Origin of the sequence: Paraburkholderia sp. 22099, from assembly GCF_052045835.1 — a bacterium.
Classification (GTDB): domain Bacteria; phylum Pseudomonadota; class Gammaproteobacteria; order Burkholderiales; family Burkholderiaceae; genus Paraburkholderia; species Paraburkholderia terricola.
Genome location: NZ_JBQEPU010000020.1, coordinates 125,960 through 147,332 on the forward strand (window position 1 = coordinate 125,960; position 21,373 = coordinate 147,332).

The following is a 21,373-nucleotide window of genomic DNA, read 5'->3' on the forward strand; positions in this document are numbered from 1 at the left end:
GTTGGTTGACCATGCCAGATTCCCCCAATCGCCCGCCGCGCCTGATTCTGGCGTCCAGTTCGCCGTATCGCCGCGAACTGCTGGAACGCCTGCGCGTGCCGTTCGACGTCGCCGTGCCCGCAATCGACGAAACAGCCTTCGCTGGCGAAACACCCGACATCACTGCGCTGCGGCTCGCCGAGGCGAAGGCTCGCGCGGTGGCGGCGGGACTCCCCGCCGGCGAGGCCGCGCTCGTGATCGGCTCGGACCAGGTCGCCACCTACGACGGCTTGCAGATCGGCAAACCCGGCACGCACGAAAACGCGCTCGCGCAGTTGCGGGCGATGCGCGGCCGCGAAGTGCTGTTCCACAGCGCGCTGTGCCTATTCGATAGCCGCTCGGCAGCAGCGCAGACGGCCGACGTGATGACCCGCGTGCGGTTCCGCGATCTGCCGGACGCCGCGCTGGACGCCTATCTGCGGGCGGAAACGCCTTACGACGTCGCGGGCAGCGCAAAATCCGAGGGACTCGGCATCGCGTTGCTCGAGGCCATTCATTCCGACGACCCGACGGCACTCGTCGGCCTGCCGTTGATCGCACTGTCGCGCATGCTGCTCGCGGTGGACTTTCCACTCCTGGGGGCGCAATGACCGGCACCCTTTATCTGATCCCGAACACGCTCGGCGAAGGCGACGCCGACGCGCTCGACGCCGTCCTGCCGGCGCCGGTGCGCGCCCGCGCGGCGTCGCTGCACTACTACATTGGCGAAAACGCGAAAACCACCCGCGCTTTCCTGAAGAAAGTCGGCACCGAACGGCCGATTCAGGAAATCGAAATTCGCGAACTGAACGTCAACACGCCGGCTGGCGAGATCGACAAGCTGCTCGCGCCGCTCCTGGCGGGCACCGACGCGGGCCTCGTCTCCGAAGCCGGCTGTCCGGCGGTCGCGGACCCTGGCGCGCTGCTGGTGCGCCGCGCGCATGAGCGCGGCGTGAAAGTCGTGCCGTTTGTCGGACCCAGTTCGATTCTGCTGGCCTTGATGGCTTCCGGCCTGAACGGCCAGAGTTTTGCGTTTCACGGCTACTTGCCGGTCGAGCCCACCGAGCGCGCCAAGCGCCTGAGGGAACTCGAACTGCAATCGCGCAAGGGTAAGCAAACGCAGATTTTTATCGAAACGCCATATCGGAATCGTGCGCTGCTAGACACCGTGCTGGCGACGTGCGCGCCGTCGACGCTCGTTTGCGTCGCAGTCGATCTGACGTTGGAGACGGAAACCATCGCCAGCCACAGCGTGGCCGACTGGAAGAAGAAGTCAGCGCTCGATCTGCACAAGCGGCCGGCAATCTTCCTCATTCTGGCCGTCTAAGCTCACACGCAAAAGCCCTGCGCAATCGCATTGCGCAGGGCTTTTTTCACAACGGATCACCGCAGGTTGAACTTCCCGCCCAACGCCATCGCATGCACGGCGCCGCTGCCGACCGCCGCGCCGAACTTCCGCGCGACGCGGTCCGTGATGCTTTCCTTCACCGTGTAGTCGACGATATCCGGCGCCTTGATGATGTCGCGTGCGACGAAATTGGCATCGCCAAAACCGTCGGCAAGACCCAGTTCGACGCTTTTCTGACCCGTCCAGAACAGGCCAGAGAACATGTCCGGCGTTTCATGAAGGCGCTTGCCGCGGCCCTCGCGCACCGCCTCGATGAACTGCGCGTGAATCTGGTCGAGCAACTCCTGCGCATGCTGATCCATCTTCGGCGTTTCCGGCGAGAACGGATCGAAAAAGCCCTTGTTCTCACCGGACGTGCGCAGTCGCCGCTGGACCCCCAGCTTGTCCATCAGGCCGGTGAAGCCAAAGCTATCCATCAGCACGCCGATCGAGCCGACGATGCTCGCCTTGTCCACGTAGATCTTGTCGGCCGCCGCGGCCGCGTAGTAACCGCCGGACGCGCACATATCTCCCACCACGACGTACAGCGGAGTGGACGGATGCTTGGCGCGCAACCGGCGAATCTCGCTATAAATGATGCCCGCCTGCACCGGACTTCCGCCCGGACTGTTGCAGCGCAGGATCACGCCGGCCGTGCCGGAGTCGTTGAACGCGCTTCGCAAGGCGGTTGCAACGTCTTCGGCGTTCGCGGTGGTATCGGCGGAGATTTCGCCGTCGAGTGCGATCATCGCCGTGTGGCGTCCCGCGACGGCAACCTTGTCGCCGGAAAAATCGAACAGACCCCAGACGGCAAGCAGCACGACGGCCAGAAAGATGAAACGGAAGAAGATCTTCCAGCGGCGCGCCGCGCGCTGTTCGTGGATCGCCGCGAGCGCAATGCGTTCGAGCGCGGCGCGCTCCCAGCCCGGCTCATCGGCGGAGGTACGGGGGCGGCCAGTCAGGGAGGGTTCCTTCGGCTCGGGAGTCAAATTGTCGGACATGCGGTGCAATGGAAAGAGAAGGGAATCAGGGCATGAGGGGGCGCAGTTCGCCGTCCGGCAGCCAGAATACGGCACGGCCTTCGGGCGTATCGCGTTCTTCCACTTGGACGGGGCGTAATCTGCCGCCGCGGCAGGGGCCACCGACGCATTTGCCCGTATCGGGCGCGTAAATCGCGCCATGTGTAGCGCACATCAAGTATAAACCTGACGATTCGAAGAACTGTCCCTCGGCCCAGTCGAGCTCCATCGGCACGTGGGCGCAGCGGTTCAGATAACCGTAGGCGCGGCCGTCGTAGCGAACAAAAAACACCACGACCTCGTCGTTCGCGAGCCGCGCGGCGCGGCGCACGCCAGCGCCGCCGTCCAACAGTTCGTCAGCGGCGCACACGCGGACAGCTTGCGCCGCCTCAGCCACGCCCGCACTCATGCGTTCTCTCGCAGCCAACCGGACAGCACACTGACGCTGGAGGCGACGAATTTCGGCGACAAAGCGCTCAAGGAGCCCGCCGGATGCGCGCCGTAAGTCACGCCGATGCCGGCGACGCCCGCATTGATCGCCATTTGCAGATCGTGCGTGGTATCGCCGACCATCACTGTGCGCAGCGGGTCCTGCCCCAGTTCGCGCGTGAGTTCGTGCAGCATGGCCGGATGCGGCTTCGAAAAGGTTTCGTCCGCGCAGCGCGTACCGTCGAACAGGCTGGTCAGGCGCGACTGGTCGAGCGCGCGGTTCAGCCCGACGCGGCTCTTGCCCGTCGCCACGGCCAGCAGATAACCTTGGTCGCGCAATTCCTGCAGCATCTCGCGCACGCCGACGAACAGCTCGGTGGTCTGATCCTTGACCAGATAATGGAAGCGGTAGCGCTCGGCGAGACGCGGATACTCCACCGGATCGAGCGTGGGCGCGGCGATTTGCAGCGCGTCGCGCAGTCCGAGACCGATGACGTAGCTCGCGGCCTCGTCGGCCGGCACGGGCAAGCCCAGGTCGCGGCACGCCGCCTGGATGCTGCGCGTAATGTGAGCGGTCGAATCCATCAGCGTCCCGTCCCAGTCGAAGACGATCAGGTCAAATTGCTCTCTAGCCATGCGTGGACGTCTCCGGGTGTGACCCATTTCGTAATTCGTTGAGCTGCGCGATGAAGCTGCGACACTCGGCTGGCAACGGCGCCTCCAGTTGCAGCGGCGCGCCGGTTGCCGGGTGCGTGAGCTTGAGCCGGTAGGCATGCAGGAACATGCGCTTCAAGCCCGGCCTGGCGTTGGCGCGCGCCAGCGCCTTGTTCAGCGCGAAGTCGCCGTATTTGGCGTCGCCGACGATCGGCAGCTCCAGATGCTGCAAATGCACGCGAATCTGGTGCGTGCGGCCGGTTTTCAGTTCCGCCTCGAGCAGCGCGTACTCCGGCCAGCGGTCGATCAGATTGAAGACCGTGTGCGACGCGAGGCCATCCGCCTGCACCCGCACGCGCCGCTCCCCGTCTGCTGTCAGGTACTTGTGCAGCGGTTCCTTGACCGCGCGGCGGCGGCCCCAATCGCTCGCCCAATCGCCGTGAACGCACGCATAGTAGCGCTTATCCATCCGGTTCTCGCGAATCTGCTCGTGCAGATCGACGAGCGCGGCGCGCTTCTTCGCGAGCATGAGGATGCCGGAGGTCTCGCGATCCAGCCGATGCACCAGTTCGAGAAATCTCGCCTGCGGCCGCGCCTCGCGCATCTGTTCGATCACGCCGAAGGCGACACCGCTGCCGCCATGCACCGCCACGCCGGCCGGTTTGTCGATGACCAGCAGATGCTCGTCCTCGAAAATGATCCTGAACTGCGCCGACGGCACCGCCGCTTGCGTGATCTGCTCATTGTGCTGGGCGACCCGAATGGGCGGCACGCGCACCAGGTCGCCAAGCTCGAGACGGTACTGCGCGTCGATCCGGCCCTTGTTGACCCGCACTTCCCCGCTGCGCAGGATGCGGTAAATATGGCTTTTCGGCACGCCTTTACAGACGCGCAACAGAAAATTGTCGATGCGCTGTCCGGCCGCACTGTCGTCGATCTCGATCATCGAGACCTGGTCGCTTGCGACCGATTTCTGGGATATTTTGCCTAACTCTTTCATTCTGAATATAATTTGCCCAGCAGTCTGCGGCGGCCGGCGCAGTGTCCGGAATTCGGGCGGATTGCGCGGGTGCAAGCGATAAACCGTTATTTTACTTGCGCCGGGGTCTGGTTGCTCACCCTCAAAATGAGATGCAACAAGTTGCACGCACGAAGTCAGTGCCCGGCAGGGACGGCGCCCACAGGCGCGTTCGGTCAAGGTCGGCTTCGACGGTAACGGAATTTTGGTAAAAAAGAATTTAACTTTCAGCTTCGGTATCGGGCGGTCTGACGCCCTGCTGTACGAAGCTGCCGGTTGCGAAAATACGGCGTGCGCCCAAGGCGTCTTGTAGAAAGTACAAGACATGGCGACGTCAAAATGAGGCGAGACACCCCCAGCAGGAAAAGACGCGCCGCTTGCGCGAACTTCCCGTTGCGGCATGACCGCAGCCTTCGACCCTCCGGTCACGCGCCCAGTCGGCGCACCGGCGCGAGTGGACGAATGGCTTATGAAGGTCTGCTGGCAGAACCCGCGGCGTGTCGGGTCGTTATTTGAAGCCGTGTTCGCATGTGCCCTGCGGCACCGCGCCCATGTTCAATGGGCCGGGCCCTCTCAGGCAATTCTCCCGCCAATTTTCCCGCTCCAGCGTGCTTGTGAAAACACAATAAGGCGCGGCATGCCGTTGCCCCCTGCGCTCTCGCGACTGACAACCGCGCGGCCAGGGGCCAGGCTAAGCCGCTCTGGAGCCGTTCAATGAAACGCATGTTGTTCAATGCGACGCAGCAGGAAGAACTGCGCGTCGCCATCGTCGATGGGCAAAAACTCATCGATATCGACATCGAAACCGCCGGCCGCGAACAGCGCAAAGGCAATATCTACAAGGGCATCATTACCCGCATCGAGCCGTCGCTCGAAGCCTGTTTCGTCAACTACGGCGAAGACCGCCACGGTTTTCTGCCGTTCAAGGAAGTCGCCCGCCAGTACTTCCGCGACGGCGTCGACATGCGCTCCGCGCGCATCCAGGACGCCCTGAAAGAAGGTCAGGAACTGATCGTTCAGGTCGAAAAGGAAGAGCGCGGCAACAAGGGCGCGGCCCTCACCACGTTCATCTCGCTCGCCGGGCGGTATCTCGTTTTGATGCCGAACAACCCGCGCGGCGGCGGCGTATCGCGCCGTATCGAAGGCGACGACCGTCAGGAACTGCGCGAAACCATGGCGCAGTTGCAATTGCCGGAAGGCATGAGCATCATCGCGCGCACGGCCGGCATCGGCCGTTCCGCCGAAGAACTGCAGTGGGACCTGAACTACCTGATGCAATTGTGGCGCGCGATCGAAGCCGCGTCGCAAAGCGGTTCGGCCGGTCAGCCGATGCTGATTTATCTCGAATCGAGCCTCGTGATCCGCGCGATTCGCGACTACTTCCAGCCCGATATCGGCGAAATCCTGATCGACACCACCGAAATCCATGACCAGGCCCGCGCCTTCATGGACATCGTGATGCCCGACAATGTCAGCAAGGTGAAGCGGTATCACGACGACGTGCCGCTCTTCTCGCGCTTCCAGATCGAACACCAGATCGAAACGGCGTACTCGCGCACGGTGCCGCTGCCCTCGGGCGGCGCGATCGTGATCGACCACACGGAAGCACTGGTCGCGATCGACGTGAACTCGGCGCGCGCCACCAAGGGCGCCGACATCGAGGAAACCGCCGCGCGCACCAACCTCGAAGCCGCCGACGAAGTGGCCCGCCAGTTGCGCCTGCGCGACCTGGGCGGCCTGATCGTGATCGACTTCATCGACATGGAATCGGCCAAGAGCCAGCGCGAAGTCGAGCAGCGCCTGAAAGACGCCTTGAAGCACGACCGCGCGCGCGTCCAGATGGGCAAGATCTCGCGCTTCGGCCTGATGGAACTGTCGCGCCAGCGTCTGCGCCCGGCCTTGTCGGAAGGCAGCCACGTGACCTGCCCGCGCTGTAACGGCACGGGCCACATCCGCGATACCGAATCGTCCGCGCTGCAAGTGCTGCGGATCATTCAGGAAGAAGCGATGAAGGAGAACACCGCGGCGATCCACTGCCAGGTGCCGGTCGAGGTCACCGCCTTCCTGTTGAACGAAAAGCGCTCGGAAATCAACAAGATCGAGTCGCGCTTCAAGGTCAACGTCGTGCTGGTGCCGAACAAGCACCTCGACACGCCGCACTACAAGCTGGAGCGCCTGCGTCACGACGATGCACGCCTCGACGAACCGCGCGCTTCGTGGAAGATGGCCGAGGAAGCGGCCCGCGAACTGGAATCGGAAACCGGTTACAGCAAGCGCACCGAGGAAGTGAAGCCGAAGCAGGAAGCGGCGGTCAAGGGCATCACGCCGGAGAAGCCCGCGCCGAGCGCGCCGGTTCGCCCGGTGGCGACAGCCCCGGCTCCGGTCGCGGTGACGCCCGCTGGCGGCGGCTTCATCGGCTGGCTGAAAAATCTGTTCGGCATGCAGCCGGCAGCCCCGGCGCCCGCGGCGCCGGCCACCGCCGAGAAGCAAGCGCGTCCGCAACGCGGCGAGCGCACGGAGCGCGGTGAGCGCACCGGCGAACGCGGTGGCGATCGCAACCGGAATCGCCGTGGCGGCGCAGCCGGCCGCGATGCGGCGGGCCGTGGCGAAGGCACGGGCGGCGGCCGTCAGGCTCAAGGGCAGCAGCCGTCGGCGCGTCGCGAGGAACGCGAACCGCGTGAAGGCCGTGAGCCGCGTGAAGGCCGTGAGCCGCGTGAAGCACGTGAGCCGCGTGAACCGCGTGCCGGCCGCGAAGGCCGTGAGCCGCGCGAAGGTCGCGAGGGCCGTGAAAACCGTGACCGCGACAATCGCGGCGCCGAGCGCACGGAAACCGTCGAAGGCGCACCGCGGGGCGAGCGTCCGGAACGCGGCGAACGCCGTGAACGGGGCGAGCGTGTCGAACGCGGCGAGCGCCGCAAGCAGCAAGCGGAAACCACGGATGCGCTAACGACGCAGCCGGACGCGCAAGCGGCGGAAGAACTGGCGCAAAAGCAGGTCGCACTGGGCGAAAGCGGTGCGCCGGCCGATCAGGAAGCGGTGGCGCGTGAAGGTGAAGAGCGTCGCCGCCGCCGTCGCGGCCGTCGCGGTGGCCGTCGTGAGCGTGAAGAAGACGTGAACGGCAATCTGGCCGCCGATGTCGCGGAAGCTGAAGGCCAGAACGTCAGCGTGACCGACGAAGCGCCGGTGCGCACGATGCATCAGCCAGTCGAGCATAGGGCCGAAGTCAGCGCCGAAGCCGACGAAGCGAAGCAGGTGACGCCGGTGGAAGTCGTGGTCGCAGCTGTCGCCACTGAGTCCGCTGTGGTGAGCGAACTGCACGCGGCAACCGAGACGCCGGCTCTGGCCGCCGAGAAGGCCGCCAGGACAGAAACGGTCGTTCCGGTCGCAGAGGCGCCGGCGGCACCGGCGGCAGTCGAACCGGCAACGGAAACGCCGGTTGCGCAAGCCGCCGCGGCACCCGTTGAAGCCGCGCAAGCGACGCCGGCCGCAAGTGAAACCGTTTCGCTGGTCGAACCGGTCGCACGTGCCGAAGCTCCGGTTCAGGCGCAGGCTGAAGCGCCCGCACCGGCTCCGGCTGTCGAGGCGCAAGCCGCACCGGCTCCGGTGGAAACCGTGGCTCCGGCCGCAGTGGTCGAGACGCCGGCCACCGAGCCGGCGCCGCAAGCCGAGATCGTCGAACCGCAGCCGATCGTGGCAGCGGTTACGCCGGCGGCGGAACCGGCGGAACCTGCGAAACCCGCGGCGGCCGAGGCGCCTGTCGCCGCCGCACCGCTGGCGACACAGGCTCCGCACGCGGTACGCAATGGCGCCGTGTCGGCGGAAGCCCTGAAACCGGTGCTGGAACAAGCCGGTCTCGTCTGGGTGAACACCGACGCCGAGAAGCTGCGCGCAGCCCAGGAAGCCGCTGCGCAGGCGGCCAAGCCGGCCCGCGTGGTGCGCGAGCGCAAGCCGTTGCCGCCGCTCGATAGCGCGCCGATGCAACAAGTGGAAACGGGCAAGCACACGCAGTAAGCCGCCCTGTCGTCCTCGAAAAGCCCGCCTTCATCGGCGGGCTTTTTTTATGCGCGAGGAAAGCAGGTTGGACACCGCGCCGAACGCGGCTCCCCGTATACCCGCAGAGGCGCCAGGGCTCCATCAGTCGCGCAATGCATTTCCGATAGAATGAACAGGCCGCTTTTCATTCCAGCACCGAGCCAGGCCATTCATGTCCCGACGCATCATCCCTGTTGCCGATCTTAGCGCGGTGCCGGTCATCTCCGGCCCGGCGCAGGCGCCCAGCGGCACGTTGCACGATACGCTCGCCCGGCCGCTGCGCGACCTGCGCATTTCGGTGACGGACCGCTGCAATTTCCGCTGCGTCTACTGCATGCCTCGCGCCGTGTTCGATAAGGACTACGCGTTCCTGCCGCACAGCGCGTTGCTGAGCTTCGAGGAAATCGAGCGCCTCGCGCGGCTCTTCGTCGCGCATGGCGTCGAGAAAATCCGGCTCACGGGCGGCGAGCCGCTACTGCGTAAAAACCTCGAATTCCTGATCGAACGGCTCGCGCGGCTCTCCACGCCGGCAGGCCGCCCGCTCGATCTGACGCTGACCACCAACGGCTCGCTGCTCGCGCGCAAGGCGCAAAGCCTGAAAGACGCCGGCCTGAGCCGCGTGACCGTGAGTCTCGACGCGCTCGACGACACGCTGTTTCGCCGCATGAACGACGCCGACTTCGCCGCGGCGGACGTACTGGAGGGCATCGCCGCGGCGCAAGCGGTCGGCCTCGCGCCGGTCAAGGTCAACATGGTGGTCAAGCGCGGCACCAACGACAGCGAGATCCTGCCGATGGCGCGCCATTTCAAAGGCTCCGGCGCGGTGCTGCGCTTCATCGAATACATGGACGTCGGCAGTTCGAACGGCTGGAACATGACCGAGGTGCTGCCGTCCGCCGACGTGGTCGCGCGCATTGCCGAGCATTTCCCGCTCGTGCCGCTCGAAGCGCACAGCGCTGCCGAGACCGCCCAGCGCTGGGGTTATGCCGACGGCAGCGGCGAGATCGGCGTGATTTCGAGTGTGACGCGCGCCTTTTGCGGCAGTTGCACGCGAGCGCGTCTATCGACCGAGGGCAAGCTGTATCTGTGTCTGTTTGCATCGTCCGGTCACGATCTGCGTGCGTTGCTGCGCGCCGGGGCGAGCGACGCCGAGATCGCCACCGCCGTCGCCGAAATCTGGCAAAGCCGCGGCGATCGTTATTCGCAACTGCGCGGCAGCAGCGCAGCCGAACCCCACGCGCAGGAAGGCCGCCGCGTGGAAATGTCGTACATCGGCGGTTGAGCCGCGGCGCATGAAGCCAGGCCGCGAACACATCACGGGGCTGGTGCTCGCCGGCGGCCGCGGCATGCGCATGGGCGGTGCCGACAAGGGTCTGCAGGCGCTGCATGGCGAACCGCTCGCCGCGCATGTGCTGAAGCGCCTCGCGCCGCAAGCCGGCGCGCTGCTGATCAGCGCCAATCGTCATCCCGAGGCGTACGCCGCGCTTGGCGCGCCGTTCGGCGCCACGGTAGTGGCCGATACCCTGCCCGGCTTTCCCGGCCCGCTGGCCGGGCTGCTCGCGGGGCTGCGCGCGGCCGGCAGCGCTTACGTGCTCAGCGCGCCGTGCGACACGCCGGGCCTGCCCGACGACCTCGGCACCCGCCTCGCGCATGCGCTCGATTCGAGCGAGGCCGACATCGCCACGGTCACGACCTGCGACGCGCAAGGTCAAGTCTCCCTTCATCCGGTGTTCGCGTTGCTGCGCACCGATCTCGCGGACGACCTGTCCGCCTTTCTGGACGCCGGTGAGCGCAAGGTGCGCGCGTGGTACGCGCGCCACAAGACGGTGGAAGTCGCCTTTACCGACGAGCGCGCGTTTTACAATATCAATTCGTTACAAGAACTCGCCGACCTCGAGCGTCATTGAGGCCCCGGTTGAAATCCCGCTCCGGCCGCACGGCAACAGCCGCTCCCGCCTTCGGCCGCGACGTCCAGCTCTTCATGACCACGCTTAACGAATTTTCCCGCTGCGTCGCGCAGTACGATCCCCACGCGCTACCGGTTTCGGCCGCCCAGGCGATCGTCCGGCAGTGGGCGACGCCGGTCACGGCAATCGAACGCGTGCCGTTGCGCGACGCGCTCGACCGCGTGCTGGCCGCCGATATCGTGTCGCCGATCGACGTCCCCTCGCACGACAACTCCGCGATGGACGGCTACGCGTTCAACCGCGCGGCGCTGGCAAGCAATGCGTCCGCCGTCGAGTTGGCGATCGTCGGCAAGGCGCTGGCCGGGCATCCGTTCGCGGGCCGCGTGGAGGCGGCGACGCAATGCGTGCGCGTCATGACGGGCGCCTCGATGCCGGCGGACTGCGACACGGTGGTGCCGCAGGAGCTCGTCGAACGGGCCGCCGACGCCGCCTCGATCCACTTCGCGGCGAATGCCGTCGCCGCCGGCGCCAACCGGCGCCGCGCCGGTGAAGACCTCGCGCGCGGTCATGCGGCACTGCGCGCCGGGCGCATCATGCGGGCGTCGGACCTCGGCCTGCTGGCGTCGCTTGGTATCGGGGAAGTCAACGTGCGGCGGCGCTTGCGCGTCGCCTTCTTCTCGACCGGCGACGAATTGCGCTCGCTCGGCGAACCGCTCGACCCGGGTTCCGTCTACGACAGCAACCGCTACACGCTGTTCGCGATGCTCCGGCGCCTGAACATGGACACGCTCGATCTCGGCGTGGTGCGCGACGAGCCCGCCGCGCTAAAGGCCGCGCTGCGCAGCGCCGCGGCCAGCGCCGACGTGGTGTTGACCTCGGGCGGCGTCTCGGTCGGCGAGGCGGATTTCACCAAACAACTGCTGCAGACATTCGGCGACGTCGCCTTCTGGAACCTGGCAATGCGACCCGGCCGGCCGCTCGCTTTCGGCCGCGTCTGGTCCGGCGAGCGACCGGGGCTCGGGCTTCCCGCGCTATTCTTCGGTTTGCCGGGCAACCCGGTCGCGGTGATGGTGACGTTCTATCAGATCGTGCGCGAGGCGCTGTTGCTGATGTCGGGCGCGACGCCGCAGCCGCTGCCGGTCATTCACGCCGCCAGCCGCCAGGCGATCCGCAAGCGCGCCGGGCGCACCGAATTCCAGCGCGGCGTCGCCGCACGAGACGCGCAGGGGCAATGGCACGTCACGCCAACCGGTTCGCAAAGCTCCGGCGTGCTGAGTTCGATGAGCGAGGCGAATTGTTTCATCGTGCTCGGGCACGATGAAGGCGACATTGCCGAGGGAGAGCGCGTCGCTATCATGTTGTTCGACGGCCTCATCTGACGCCTCGCCCGCCGAAGGCGTCCATTACCGGTCATTTGCAGCTGTACCCATTACCACTACGACATATACGGGTTTGACTTATATGAAAAAACAGATCTCGTTCATCGCACCGGGACAAACGGCCAAAGCGCTCATCCTTGTTTACCTGACCTTCTCGGTGCCGATCGTGCTGCTGGGCGTCCTCGTCGCGTTCATCCGGTACGGCTCGGTGGAACTGAGCACGGTGTTCAGCGCGCTGCTGCTCAATGCGATCCTCGGTTTCATCTTGTTGTGGATCGCATGCCACGCGTATAACTGGGTGGCTTCGCGCTTCGGCGGCATCGAAATCCAATTGACCGACGTGCCGGAAGAAGCCTGATGTCCGCGACGATCCGCCCCGCCACGCCGGCGGACACCGGCGCGATCTTCGCGCTGGCGTACGAACTGGCGGAATTCGAAAAGCTCACGCACATCTTTGCCGCGACGGAAGACGGTTTGCGTGACGCGCTGTTCGGCGCGCGGCCCTCGATCGAGGCGCTGGTGGCCGAAAACGAAGGCCGCATCGTCGGCTATGCGCTGTTCTTCCACAATTACTCGAGTTTCGTCGGCAAGCGCGGGCTGTATCTCGAAGACGTTTACGTGCAACCGAGCCAACGCGGCAGCGGTCTGGGCACGGCGCTGTTGCGGCGTCTCGCGGCATTGGCCGTGGAACGGCGGTGCGGGCGATTCGAATGGACCGTGCTGGACTGGAACCAGCCGGCCATCAGCTTCTACGAAAAAATGGGCGCGACGGTCATGCCGGATTGGCGTGTCGTGCGGCTGACGGGGGATGCGCTCGAACGGCTGGCCCAAGGAGTGGCGGCCTGACTCAGCGCCACGTCCCAAGCCGAAGGAGCACCCCAACCACCTCAGTGCTCCTCGGACTCCACGCCCGATAACGCATCACCGAGCAAACCGCTCGCCTCTTCGCCCGGCAGCGCCTCGACATCGCGCAGCTTGCGGGTCATGACGCGAGTGCGCGTTTCCGCGGCTTCGATCGAACGCGTGACGGTTTCCAACTGCGCCTTGGTCCTCGCCAGCACGTCGCCGAATTTGCCGAACTCCGTTTTTACCGCGCCGAGCACCTGCCACACCTCGCTCGAACGCCGCTCGATTGCGAGCGTGCGAAAACCCATCTGTAAACTATTGAGCAATGCGGTGAGCGTGGTCGGACCGGCGATCGTCACGCGATAGTCGCGCTGCAGCAGATCGGTGAGACCCGGCCGACGCAACACCTCCGCGTACAGGCCTTCGGTCGGCAGGAACAGCAGCGCGAAATCGGTGGTGTACGGCGGCGACACGTATTTCTCCGCGATGCTGCGCGCCTCGGCGCGAATGCGCGCTTCGAGCGCGCGCGACGCCTCTTCCACCGCGATCGGATCGGCGCGCTCCTGCGCTTCGATCAGGCGCTCGTAGTCTTCGCGCGGAAACTTGGCGTCGACCGGCAACCAGACCGGCGTAGCCGAATCCCCCTGCTCGGCCCGCCCCGGCAGCTTGATCGCAAATTCGACGCGCTCGGCGCTCTTCGGCACGGTCGCGACATTTTTCGCGTACTGGTCCACGGTGAGCATCTGTTCGAGCAGGGCCTCGAGCTGCACCTCGCCCCATGTGCCGCGCGTCTTGACGTTGGTGAGCACCTTCTTCAGATCGCCGACGCCGGCAGCCAGCGTTTGCATTTCACCCAGCCCGCGATGCACCTGTTCGAGCCGGTCGGACACCAGCTTGAACGACTCCCCGAGGCGCTGTTCCAGCGTGGCGTGCAATTTTTCGTCGACGGTGCGGCGCATTTCCTCGAGCTTGGTCGAGTTGTTCGCTTCGATATCCTTCAGCCGCTGTTCGATGGTCGCGCGCACCTCGGCGAAGCGGCGATCGTTCGCCTCGGTGACTTGCCCGAGTTGCAAGCTCAGCGTCTCGCCGAACTGCCTGAGCGTTCGAGCCTGTTCGTCGCGCGCCTGTTGCGCCTGCTGCTGCAGGCTGTGACGCACCGCGTCGAGTTGCTGCGCGAAACCGTCGATCTTGCCGCCCTGCACCGTCGTCATACTGCTGAACTGCGAGGCCAGCGTTTGTTGAAAGTGCGCGAAGCCGCCGCTCTGCTCGGCACGCGACACGCGCGCCGTCTCGGTGATGTCGTTGCGCAGTTGCCGTTCGAGCCGCTCGTAAGCGTGCGCCTGCGCATCGGCGGCGGCGTCGATACGTTCGCCAAGCAACTCGAATTGCTCGCGCTCGTCGACGCGGCCTTGCCCGCGCATCAACAACGCCAATGCGATCACCAAGGCGATCGCCAGCACCGCGACGGCCGCCACCAGAAGCATTGTCATGAGCGCGCCCGGCCGATGACCTCGGGATTGATCGGGTTCGGCGGCCGGCCGGCGCGCGGGCCTTCGCCCAGCGCCGCGATCAAATTGTCCGCGGCGAGATTCGCCATCGCGCGGCGCGTGGCTTCTGTCGCGCTGGCGATGTGCGGCGTCAGCACGACATTCGGCACCGTCAGCAGGTCGGGATTCAGCTTCGGCTCGCCTTCGAATACATCGAGACCGGCCGCCGCGATCTGTTTCGAGCGCAGCGCCTCGACCAGCGCCGCGTCGTCGACGATCCCGCCGCGCGCGATGTTGGTGAGCGTCGCGCTCGGCTTCATGAGCGCGAGTTCGGCCGCGCCGATCGTGTGATGATTTTCCTGCGTGTACGGCAACACGAGTACGACGTGATCGGCACGCCGCAGCAAGTCCTGCTTCGACACGTATTCGGCATTCAACTCGGCTTCGATCTCCGGCGCGACGCGCGAACGGTTGTGATAGATCACCTGCATGTTGAAGCCTTTCGCGCGCCGCGCCAGCGCCTGGCCGATCCGGCCCATGCCGATCACGCCGAGCGTGGAACCGTACAGATCGCCGCCGAGAAACGCGTCATACGCCCACTTCTCCCATTTGCCCGCGCGCAGCCAATGCTCCGATTCGGCGATGCGGCGTGCCGCCGCCATCATCAGCGCCCAGCCGAAATCGGCGGTGGATTCGTTCAGCACGTCCGGCGTATTGGTGCCGAGCACGTTCGCCGCGTTGAACGCCGCCATATCGAAGTTGTTGTAGCCCACCGCCATGTTCGACACCACGCGCAAACGCGGCGCCGCCGCGAGCACGGCCGCGCCGACCGGATCGCCCGCGGTCAGCGCGCCGTCCCTATCAGCGAGACGGCGCGTGAATTCATCGGCGGGCAATACGTCGCCCTGATTCCAGTCGACGTCGAAATACTGCTTGAGCCGTTCGATCACATCGGGAAAGATCGGACGGGCGACGAGGATCTTCTGCATTGCAATTCTCCGAATAGCGCGTCGAGTCCACTGTCTCGGCGTCAAAGCCTGCGTCAAAAAAAGAGCCATCCGGTCACGACGAAGAGCGGCAACAACACCGCGCCGGACCAGCCCAGATACGCAAAGAAACCCGGCATGCGAACGCCGCGCGACTCCGCGATCGCTTTCACCATGAAGTTCGGCGCATTGCCGATATACGTGTTCGCACCCATGAACACCGCGCCGGCCGAAATCGCGGCGAGCGTGGTGGCGCCGGTGGTCATGAGCGTTTGCGCATCGCCGCCGGCCAGGTTGAAGAACACCAGGTAGGTCGGCGCATTGTCGAGAAACGAAGACAACAGACCCGTCGCCCAGAAATACATCGCGTCGTGCGGCTGACCGGCCGAGTCGTTGACCAGATGGACGATGCCCGCGAAGGCGCCCGCCTCACCCGCGCGCAGGATCGTGATGACCGGCGCGATGGTCAGGAAGATACCGGCGAACAGCTTGGCGACCTCTTCGATCGGCGCCCAGTTGAAATCATTGCCCGCGCGAGCCGCACGCGGCGTGAATGCCAGCGAGAGCAGCGTGACGCCGATTAGCGCGATGTCGCGCACCGCATTTTGCAAGGCGACGTGCGTGCCGAACACGTCGAACGTCACGCCCGGTTTCCACAGCCCGCTCATCAGCACCAGCGCGATCACCGCGGCCAGAAACAGAAAGTTGATCTTGCCGTCCATGCCGAGCGACGGCGAGTCCGGTGTGGGATCGAGAAAGCGCGAACGCTCTTCCTCGCGCCGATGAAAATAGTACGAGTCCAGTGCATAAAATCCGGCGAGCAACACGCTGCAAACGAACAGCATGGGCAGCGCGAGATGCGTGGTGGTCCAGAAGAAACTCACGCCTTGCAGGAAACCGAGAAAGAGCGGCGGGTCGCCCAACGGCGAGAGCGAACCGCCCGCGTTCGCCACCAGGAAGATGAAGAACACCACCACGTGAACGACGTGCTTGCGGTTGTCGTTGGCGCGCAGCAATGGACGGATCAGCAGCATCGCGGCGCCGGTGGTGCCCATGATGCTGGCGAGGACGGTGCCGAGCGCAAGAATCGCCGTGTTCAGGCGCGGCGTGCCATGCAGATTGCCGCGCACGCAGATGCCGCCCGCCACCGTGTAGAGCGCGCTCAGCAACACGATGAACGGAATGTATTCCTCGAGCAACTGATGCACCAGCGTGCCGAGCGCGACGCCCGCGCCGAACGTGAGCGCGAACGGCACGAGAAACACAAGCGCCCACGCTGCCGTGATCTTGCCGAAATGGTGATGCCAGAACCTTGGGGCGAGCAGTGGAAACGCCGCGATCGACAGCAACACGCCGGCGAACGGCAGACCCCATAGCGCCGACAAGGTCGCGCCCTCGAGCGTCGCGGCGCTGGCGAGTCGAGGCCAACCCGCGAGCGTCAGTACGGCGGCGAACATCATGCTCGCCGACACGGCATGCCGTTTCATATTCTTGAAGTCCTTGTCATGACCGACGGCGACTGGTGCCGTGAAAGCCAGCCGCTCGCCCACTCAGGCGCCCTGCACGACGATCACATGAACCCGGTAAGGTCCATGCGCGCCCAGCACGATGGTCTGTTCGATATCGCCGGTGCGCGAAGGCCCGGAGATGAAATTGACGGCGCGCGGAAGTTCGCCGCGCTCGCTGCGGATCAAGGCGAATGCCTCTTCGTGTCCCGCGACGATGCGCGAAGCCGGCACGATCGCAATGTGCGTTTCCGGCAGCAGGCCCGCCGATGCATAGGTCTGCGGCCCAGACAGCAAGACCAGCGTGCCGGTCTCGGCGGTCGCGCAGAAGCAGCCGGTGAGACCGACCACGTCGCCGTCTCGCGGCTTGCGGAACTCGACGGCAAGACCGGCTTCGTCCCACGGCAGGTCTTGCAGCGTTTGCCATGCGATCGCCTGCAGCGGCAACGCATGTTGCGTGAGGTAGCGATGCGCCGCGGCCGGCGCTTCGCTCAATGCCCGAACCGTGTCGACCGTGGTCGCCATTTTCTGCGCTTCCTCGATGAAGCGCGCGCTCAGATCGGCCGGCATCTCCGGGCGCGGGCCTGACGGATGACGCGCGAGATAGTCCGCCGCTGCCTCGCGCTCGGAAGCGGACGGCTCGGGCTCGCGCCCTTGCGCCGCGCGGATGCGCGCCAGGATGTTGCGGCGGGCAATCGATGTGTCCATATGCGAGATCCTCGTGTCGACAGCCGTGCGATGTGACGAGAATTATACCGGCCACCCCGCGCGCGAACACCTTGGCCGAACGGCCAGGCTGCGCGTGGGAGCCGCGTATGAACCGCGTTAATTCACGTCTTCTTCCACCGGCTGCGCGATGCCGAACACCTGCCGCAGATAGGCGAGATAGGCTTTGTCGTCGCACATGTTCTTGCCCGGCGAATCGGACAGCTTCGCCACCGGCTGACCGTTGCAGCGAACCATCTTGATGACGATCTGCAGCGGGTTATAACCCAGGTCGTTGGTCAGATTGGTGCCTACACCGAACGCCAGCTTGCAGCGCCCGCGGAAACGCTCGTACAGTTGCAGCACCTTCGGAATGTCGAGCGCGTCGGAGAACACGAGGATCTTGGTGCGCGGGTCGCAGCGGTTTGCCTCGTAGTGCTTGAGCAGACGCTCGCCCCAGTCGAACGGGTCGCCGGAATCATGACGCGCGCCGTCGAACAGCTTGCAGAAGTACATGTCGAAGTCGCGCAGAAACGCCTGCATGCCGTACACGTCGGACAGCGCGATACCCAGGTCGCCGCGATATTCCTTCGCCCACATTTCAAAGCCGAAGGTTTGCGAGTCGCGCAGCCGCGGCCCGAGCGCCTGGCATGCCTGCAAATACTCATGCGCCATCGTGCCGAGCGGCGTGAGGCCGTGTTTCATTGCGTAGAAGACGTTGCTGGTGCCGGCGAACTGTTCGCCCAGACCGTCTTTCAGCGTGAGGATCACCTCTTCGTGCCACTGCTTCGAGAAACGGCGGCGGGTGCCGTAGTCGGCGATCTTGCAGTCGGCGAATTCCGGGCGCGCGCCTAGCAGTTTCATCTTGTCGACGAGACGCCCGCGCCCTTCGCCGTAAGCCGGCTCCTGCTGCGTATTGCGGAAGTACACCTCATTGACGATCGCCAGCATCGGGATCTCGAACAGGATCGTGTGCAGCCACGGCCCCTTGATCTCGATGTCGATTTCGCCATTGCCCTTGGGCGACGGTTCAATCGATATGTATTTCTCGTTCAGATGGAACAGCGCGAGAAACTCGATGAAATCGCCCTTGATGAAGCGCATGCGCCGCAGGTAGTCGAGTTCGTCGTCGGTGAAACGCAGTTGGCACAGCTTGCGCATCTCGGCGTGAATCTCGCCGATGTACGGCACGAGATCGACATTCGGCGTACGGCAGCGGAAGCGATACTCCACGTTCGCCGCGGGAAAGTGATGCAACACCACTTGCATCATCGTGAACTTGTACAGATCGGTGTCGAGCAGCGAAGTAATAATCATGATGGTGCGAACTGGACCGCGATAGAAACGGAAGGCCTGACATGGAAGGCCCGACTTGCCCATGCGCATGCGACGCGCCCCGAGCGCGCCGACTGATGCATGTTACCCGAATGCGCCCCCATTCAGCGCGCCGCCGGGCGGCTCTTGCCGGAGCCCATAAACTAATCACGAAAACGTATAAAAGGCGCTATCCGATGCTGCATGCGGCTCTTGACGTTACGTTACAATAACCCTTTTGGCGCTTGGCGCCGTTCTCTGATCCGCATGCAGGAGCTGCCTGAATGACTCACGTTGTGACCGAAAGCTGCATCAAGTGCCGCTATACCGACTGCGTCGATGTGTGCCCGGTGGACTGCTTTCGCGAAGGTCCCAACTTCCTCGCGATCGACCCCGACGAATGTATCGACTGCGCCGTGTGCGTGGCCGAATGCCCGGTGAACGCCATTTACGCCGAAGAAGACGTGCCGGGCGACCAGCAGAACTTCATCGAACTGAATGCCGATCTGGCGAAGAACTGGCCGAGCATCACCAAGACAAAAGCGCCGCTGCCGGAAGCCGACGAGTTCAAGGACGTGAAGGAAAAGCTCGCGCTGCTCGTCCGCTGAGCGTTGCGGCGCGTAAGCACAAGGTATTGACAGGCGCGTAAGCTGCTCCTACAATTTCGTTTCTCTGCTGTTGTTGTTCTGTTCCTCGATAGCTCAGTCGGTAGAGCGCCGGACTGTTAATCCGTAGGTCCCTGGTTCGAGCCCAGGTCGAGGAGCCAAGAATTGCAAAGGCCCGTTAACCAAGACGGGCTTTTTTATGTAGATCAGGTTGTACTGCTGTTCCTCGATAGCTCAGTCGGTAGAGCGCCGGACTGTTAATCCGTAGGTCCCTGGTTCGAGCCCAGGTCGAGGAGCCAAAATTCTGGAAGGCCCGCATCCGTGCGGGCCTTTTTGTTTTGGCGTGGCGCTCGCCTGCGTCGATCGCACTCGCCCCCGTGACCGGCACGCCGTTATACGATGGCGGTTTCCCGGCGTGCATGTCACGCTCGGTCCCGGCATCCCGTCCATGCGTCCAATCCCGACGCTCATTCACGACCCTCTCATGAAACCGATCTCGTCGCTCCTCGCGCTCGCAGTTGCCGCCGCACTAGTCCTCATACCGACGGCACACAGCGAGGAAGTCGCCAGCGTCAATACCAACTTCCGCATCACCGGTTCGGACCGCGTGGTCGTCGAGGCTTACGACGATCCCGCGGTTCAAGGCGTGACCTGCTACGTGTCGCGAGCGCGCACCGGCGGCGTCAAAGGCACGCTCGGCATCGCGGAAGATCCGACGGAGGCGTCCATCGCCTGCCGGCAAGTCGGCGCCATCCATTTCACCGGCCCGCTCAAGCAGCAAGCCGACGTGTTCTCCGTGAGCATGTCGCTGATCTTCAAGTCGCTGCACGTGGTGCGGGTGGTCGACGCGAAGCGCAACGCGCTGGTGTATCTGACCTACAGCGACCGGGTCGTCAGCGGCAGCGCGAAGAACAGCGTGAGCGCGGTGCCGATGCCGGCCGGCACGACGATCCCGGTCAGGTAAGCGCCGCACCTACGGCAAACCGCACGCAAGATACGCGTATCGGCCCACGCGCCGGCAGGTCACGGCGCGCTACACTGGGCAGTCTTGCCGGACCTTCACCATGACCGCCGCCCATCGCTTTCAGGACTCCGCCCGTTACTGGCGCACGCCGCTTCTGCCCGGCGCGGACCTGCTCACGGCCGAATACCACGACCACGAGTTCACGCCGCATTGGCACGACGCATACACGATTCCCGTGATCGTGGCGGGCGCCGAGGGCTATCGCTATCGCGGAACGGATTATGTTGCCGAGGCCGGCAGCGTCCCGATCATCAATCCGGGCGAATTGCACACGGGCTCGAGAGCCGTCGAGGCCGGCTGGCGCTATCGGGTGATGTATGCGCCGGTGCATTTCATTCACGCGCTCGCCGATGAAGTCGCCGGCAAGCGAGAGGCGCTGCCGTGGTTCGCACCCGGCGTGATCCGCGACGCCGATCTCGCACGACGGTTGGCGCGAGCGCATCGTCTGCTGGAGGCGGGCGACGACGCGCTCGCCGCCGAGGCCGCCATGTTCGACGCGTTGTCCACGCTATTGGTCCGCTACGCGCAAACGCAGCCGGAGCCTGCGCGCCTCGCTACCGACGACGTCCGCGTGGCGATCATGAAAGAGCGTCTCGCGGGCGACCTCGTCGCGCCCGTCACGCTGACGGATGTCGCGCGTGCGGCGGGCCTCTCGCCGTTTCACGCGGCGCGCCTTTTCACGCGGGCCACCGGCCTGCCGCCCCACGCGTGGCGCAATCAGGTGCGTCTGCAACGCGCGCTTGCGCCGCTGCGCGCCGGCGTTTCGGTGACGGAGGTCGCCGCCGTCAGCGGCTTCACCGATCAAAGCCATTTCACGCGGCATTTCCGGCGCATGTTCGGGGTGCCGCCTGGGCGCTGGCAAGGGCGCTGAAGCGGCGCGGGCGAGCGGCGTGGGCGTTGACCCCCTTCGGGGCAACAACGCAGCCGCTCTTCGCCCACTGCTTGCTGCCCCCGCCTTCTGCCCGTTGCCCGTTGCGCTCTGCCGTCCTCTTCGCCCTCCGCCCTCCGCCCTCCGCCCTCCGCCCTCCGCCCTCCGCCCTCCGCCCTCCGCCCTCCGC

General features: G+C 65.1%; 20 protein-coding genes and 2 tRNA genes. 13 read left to right on the forward strand and 9 right to left on the reverse strand.

Translation table 11 applies throughout. From position 1 onward, the window contains the following. Positions 1-11: 11 nt before the first annotated feature. Together ACTJLC_RS20030 and ACTJLC_RS20035 are read left to right on the forward strand one after the other, a co-directional pair. On the forward strand, positions 12-629 hold the full coding sequence (locus ACTJLC_RS20030; RefSeq protein WP_073431787.1) for a Maf-like protein: 618 nt from the start codon (positions 12-14) through the stop codon (positions 627-629). Next, positions 626-1,345, forward strand: coding sequence for an SAM-dependent methyltransferase (locus tag ACTJLC_RS20035; protein ID WP_073431786.1), 720 nt, complete (start codon positions 626-628; stop codon positions 1,343-1,345). The genes ACTJLC_RS20030 and ACTJLC_RS20035 overlap by 4 nt, the downstream gene beginning before the upstream one ends. Positions 1,346-1,401: 56 nt before the next feature. On the opposite strand, the gene ACTJLC_RS20040 is transcribed toward ACTJLC_RS20035, so the two are convergent. From ACTJLC_RS20040 to ACTJLC_RS20055, 4 genes are read right to left on the reverse strand one after another with little or no spacing between them, the layout of a single operon-like run. Next, positions 1,402-2,406: a S49 family peptidase gene (locus tag ACTJLC_RS20040; RefSeq protein WP_073431785.1), complete on the reverse strand. Its 1,005-nt coding sequence runs from the start codon at positions 2,404-2,406 to the stop codon at positions 1,402-1,404. A gap of 25 nt (positions 2,407-2,431) precedes the next feature. Then, positions 2,432-2,833: a Rieske (2Fe-2S) protein gene (locus ACTJLC_RS20045; protein ID WP_073431784.1), complete on the reverse strand. Its 402-nt coding sequence runs from the start codon at positions 2,831-2,833 to the stop codon at positions 2,432-2,434. Continuing rightward, complete coding sequence (locus tag ACTJLC_RS20050; protein ID WP_073431783.1) at positions 2,830-3,489, reverse strand: HAD-IA family hydrolase; 660 nt, start codon at positions 3,487-3,489, stop codon at positions 2,830-2,832. The genes ACTJLC_RS20045 and ACTJLC_RS20050 overlap by 4 nt, the downstream gene beginning before the upstream one ends. Then, positions 3,482-4,507, reverse strand: coding sequence for an RluA family pseudouridine synthase (locus tag ACTJLC_RS20055; RefSeq protein ID WP_073431782.1), 1,026 nt, complete (start codon positions 4,505-4,507; stop codon positions 3,482-3,484). Before ACTJLC_RS20055 ends, ACTJLC_RS20050 begins: the two co-directional genes overlap by 8 nt. 732 nt (positions 4,508-5,239) lie before the next feature. On the opposite strand from ACTJLC_RS20055, the gene ACTJLC_RS20060 reads away from it, so the two are divergent. From ACTJLC_RS20060 to ACTJLC_RS20085, 6 genes are all read left to right on the forward strand, one after another. After that, entirely contained in the window at positions 5,240-8,536 is a 3,297-nt protein-coding gene (locus ACTJLC_RS20060; RefSeq protein WP_310133731.1) for an Rne/Rng family ribonuclease, read from the forward strand. A gap of 193 nt (positions 8,537-8,729) precedes the next feature. Then, positions 8,730-9,839, forward strand: coding sequence for a GTP 3',8-cyclase MoaA (gene moaA, locus ACTJLC_RS20065; protein WP_310133727.1), 1,110 nt, complete (start codon positions 8,730-8,732; stop codon positions 9,837-9,839). A gap of 10 nt (positions 9,840-9,849) precedes the next feature. Beyond that, positions 9,850-10,464, forward strand: coding sequence for a molybdenum cofactor guanylyltransferase MobA (gene mobA / locus ACTJLC_RS20070; protein WP_073431779.1), 615 nt, complete (start codon positions 9,850-9,852; stop codon positions 10,462-10,464). A gap of 74 nt (positions 10,465-10,538) precedes the next feature. After that, complete coding sequence (gene moeA, locus ACTJLC_RS20075) at positions 10,539-11,843, forward strand: molybdopterin molybdotransferase MoeA (protein WP_073431814.1); 1,305 nt, start codon at positions 10,539-10,541, stop codon at positions 11,841-11,843. Positions 11,844-11,925: 82 nt separating this feature from the next. After that, positions 11,926-12,201 (forward strand): hypothetical protein, encoded by a 276-nt coding sequence (locus tag ACTJLC_RS20080; protein ID WP_073431778.1) that lies wholly within the window; start codon positions 11,926-11,928, stop codon positions 12,199-12,201. Beyond that, complete coding sequence (locus ACTJLC_RS20085) at positions 12,201-12,689, forward strand: GNAT family N-acetyltransferase (protein ID WP_073431777.1); 489 nt, start codon at positions 12,201-12,203, stop codon at positions 12,687-12,689. Before ACTJLC_RS20080 ends, ACTJLC_RS20085 begins: the two co-directional genes overlap by 1 nt. A gap of 41 nt (positions 12,690-12,730) precedes the next feature. On the opposite strand, the gene ACTJLC_RS20090 is transcribed toward ACTJLC_RS20085, so the two are convergent. From ACTJLC_RS20090 to pncB, 5 genes are all read right to left on the reverse strand, one after another. Next, positions 12,731-14,179 (reverse strand): DNA recombination protein RmuC, encoded by a 1,449-nt coding sequence (locus tag ACTJLC_RS20090; protein ID WP_073431776.1) that lies wholly within the window; start codon positions 14,177-14,179, stop codon positions 12,731-12,733. Further along, a complete protein-coding gene (locus ACTJLC_RS20095; protein ID WP_073431775.1) occupies positions 14,176-15,165 on the reverse strand; it encodes a 2-hydroxyacid dehydrogenase in 990 nt (329 codons plus the stop codon). Before ACTJLC_RS20095 ends, ACTJLC_RS20090 begins: the two co-directional genes overlap by 4 nt. 53 nt (positions 15,166-15,218) lie before the next feature. Then, positions 15,219-16,649 (reverse strand): sodium:proton antiporter, encoded by a 1,431-nt coding sequence (locus ACTJLC_RS20100; RefSeq protein ID WP_154874444.1) that lies wholly within the window; start codon positions 16,647-16,649, stop codon positions 15,219-15,221. A 63-nt stretch (positions 16,650-16,712) separates the two neighbouring features. Next, positions 16,713-17,375, reverse strand: coding sequence for a LutC/YkgG family protein (locus ACTJLC_RS20105; RefSeq protein ID WP_440844942.1), 663 nt, complete (start codon positions 17,373-17,375; stop codon positions 16,713-16,715). Between the two features lie 117 nt (positions 17,376-17,492). Beyond that, entirely contained in the window at positions 17,493-18,689 is a 1,197-nt protein-coding gene (gene pncB / locus ACTJLC_RS20110) for a nicotinate phosphoribosyltransferase (RefSeq protein ID WP_073431812.1), read from the reverse strand. Between the two features lie 281 nt (positions 18,690-18,970). Here pncB and fdxA point away from each other — a divergent pair, with 281 nt between their 5' ends. The 5 genes from fdxA to ACTJLC_RS20135 all read left to right on the forward strand — a co-directional run bounded on the left by fdxA (position 18,971) and on the right by ACTJLC_RS20135 (position 21,186). Continuing rightward, positions 18,971-19,294 carry a ferredoxin FdxA gene (gene fdxA / locus ACTJLC_RS20115; RefSeq protein ID WP_006052862.1) on the forward strand — a complete coding sequence of 108 codons (324 nt, stop codon included), beginning with the start codon at positions 18,971-18,973 and terminating at the stop codon, positions 19,292-19,294. Positions 19,295-19,376: 82 nt separating this feature from the next. Next, a tRNA-Asn gene (locus ACTJLC_RS20120) sits at positions 19,377-19,452 on the forward strand. Between the two features lie 62 nt (positions 19,453-19,514). Next, positions 19,515-19,590 (forward strand) — tRNA-Asn (locus tag ACTJLC_RS20125). A 185-nt stretch (positions 19,591-19,775) separates the two neighbouring features. Beyond that, positions 19,776-20,255, forward strand: coding sequence for a CreA family protein (locus tag ACTJLC_RS20130; RefSeq protein WP_073431773.1), 480 nt, complete (start codon positions 19,776-19,778; stop codon positions 20,253-20,255). Positions 20,256-20,355: 100 nt separating this feature from the next. Beyond that, positions 20,356-21,186 (forward strand): helix-turn-helix transcriptional regulator, encoded by an 831-nt coding sequence (locus tag ACTJLC_RS20135; protein WP_073431772.1) that lies wholly within the window; start codon positions 20,356-20,358, stop codon positions 21,184-21,186. Positions 21,187-21,373: the final 187 nt, after the last annotated feature.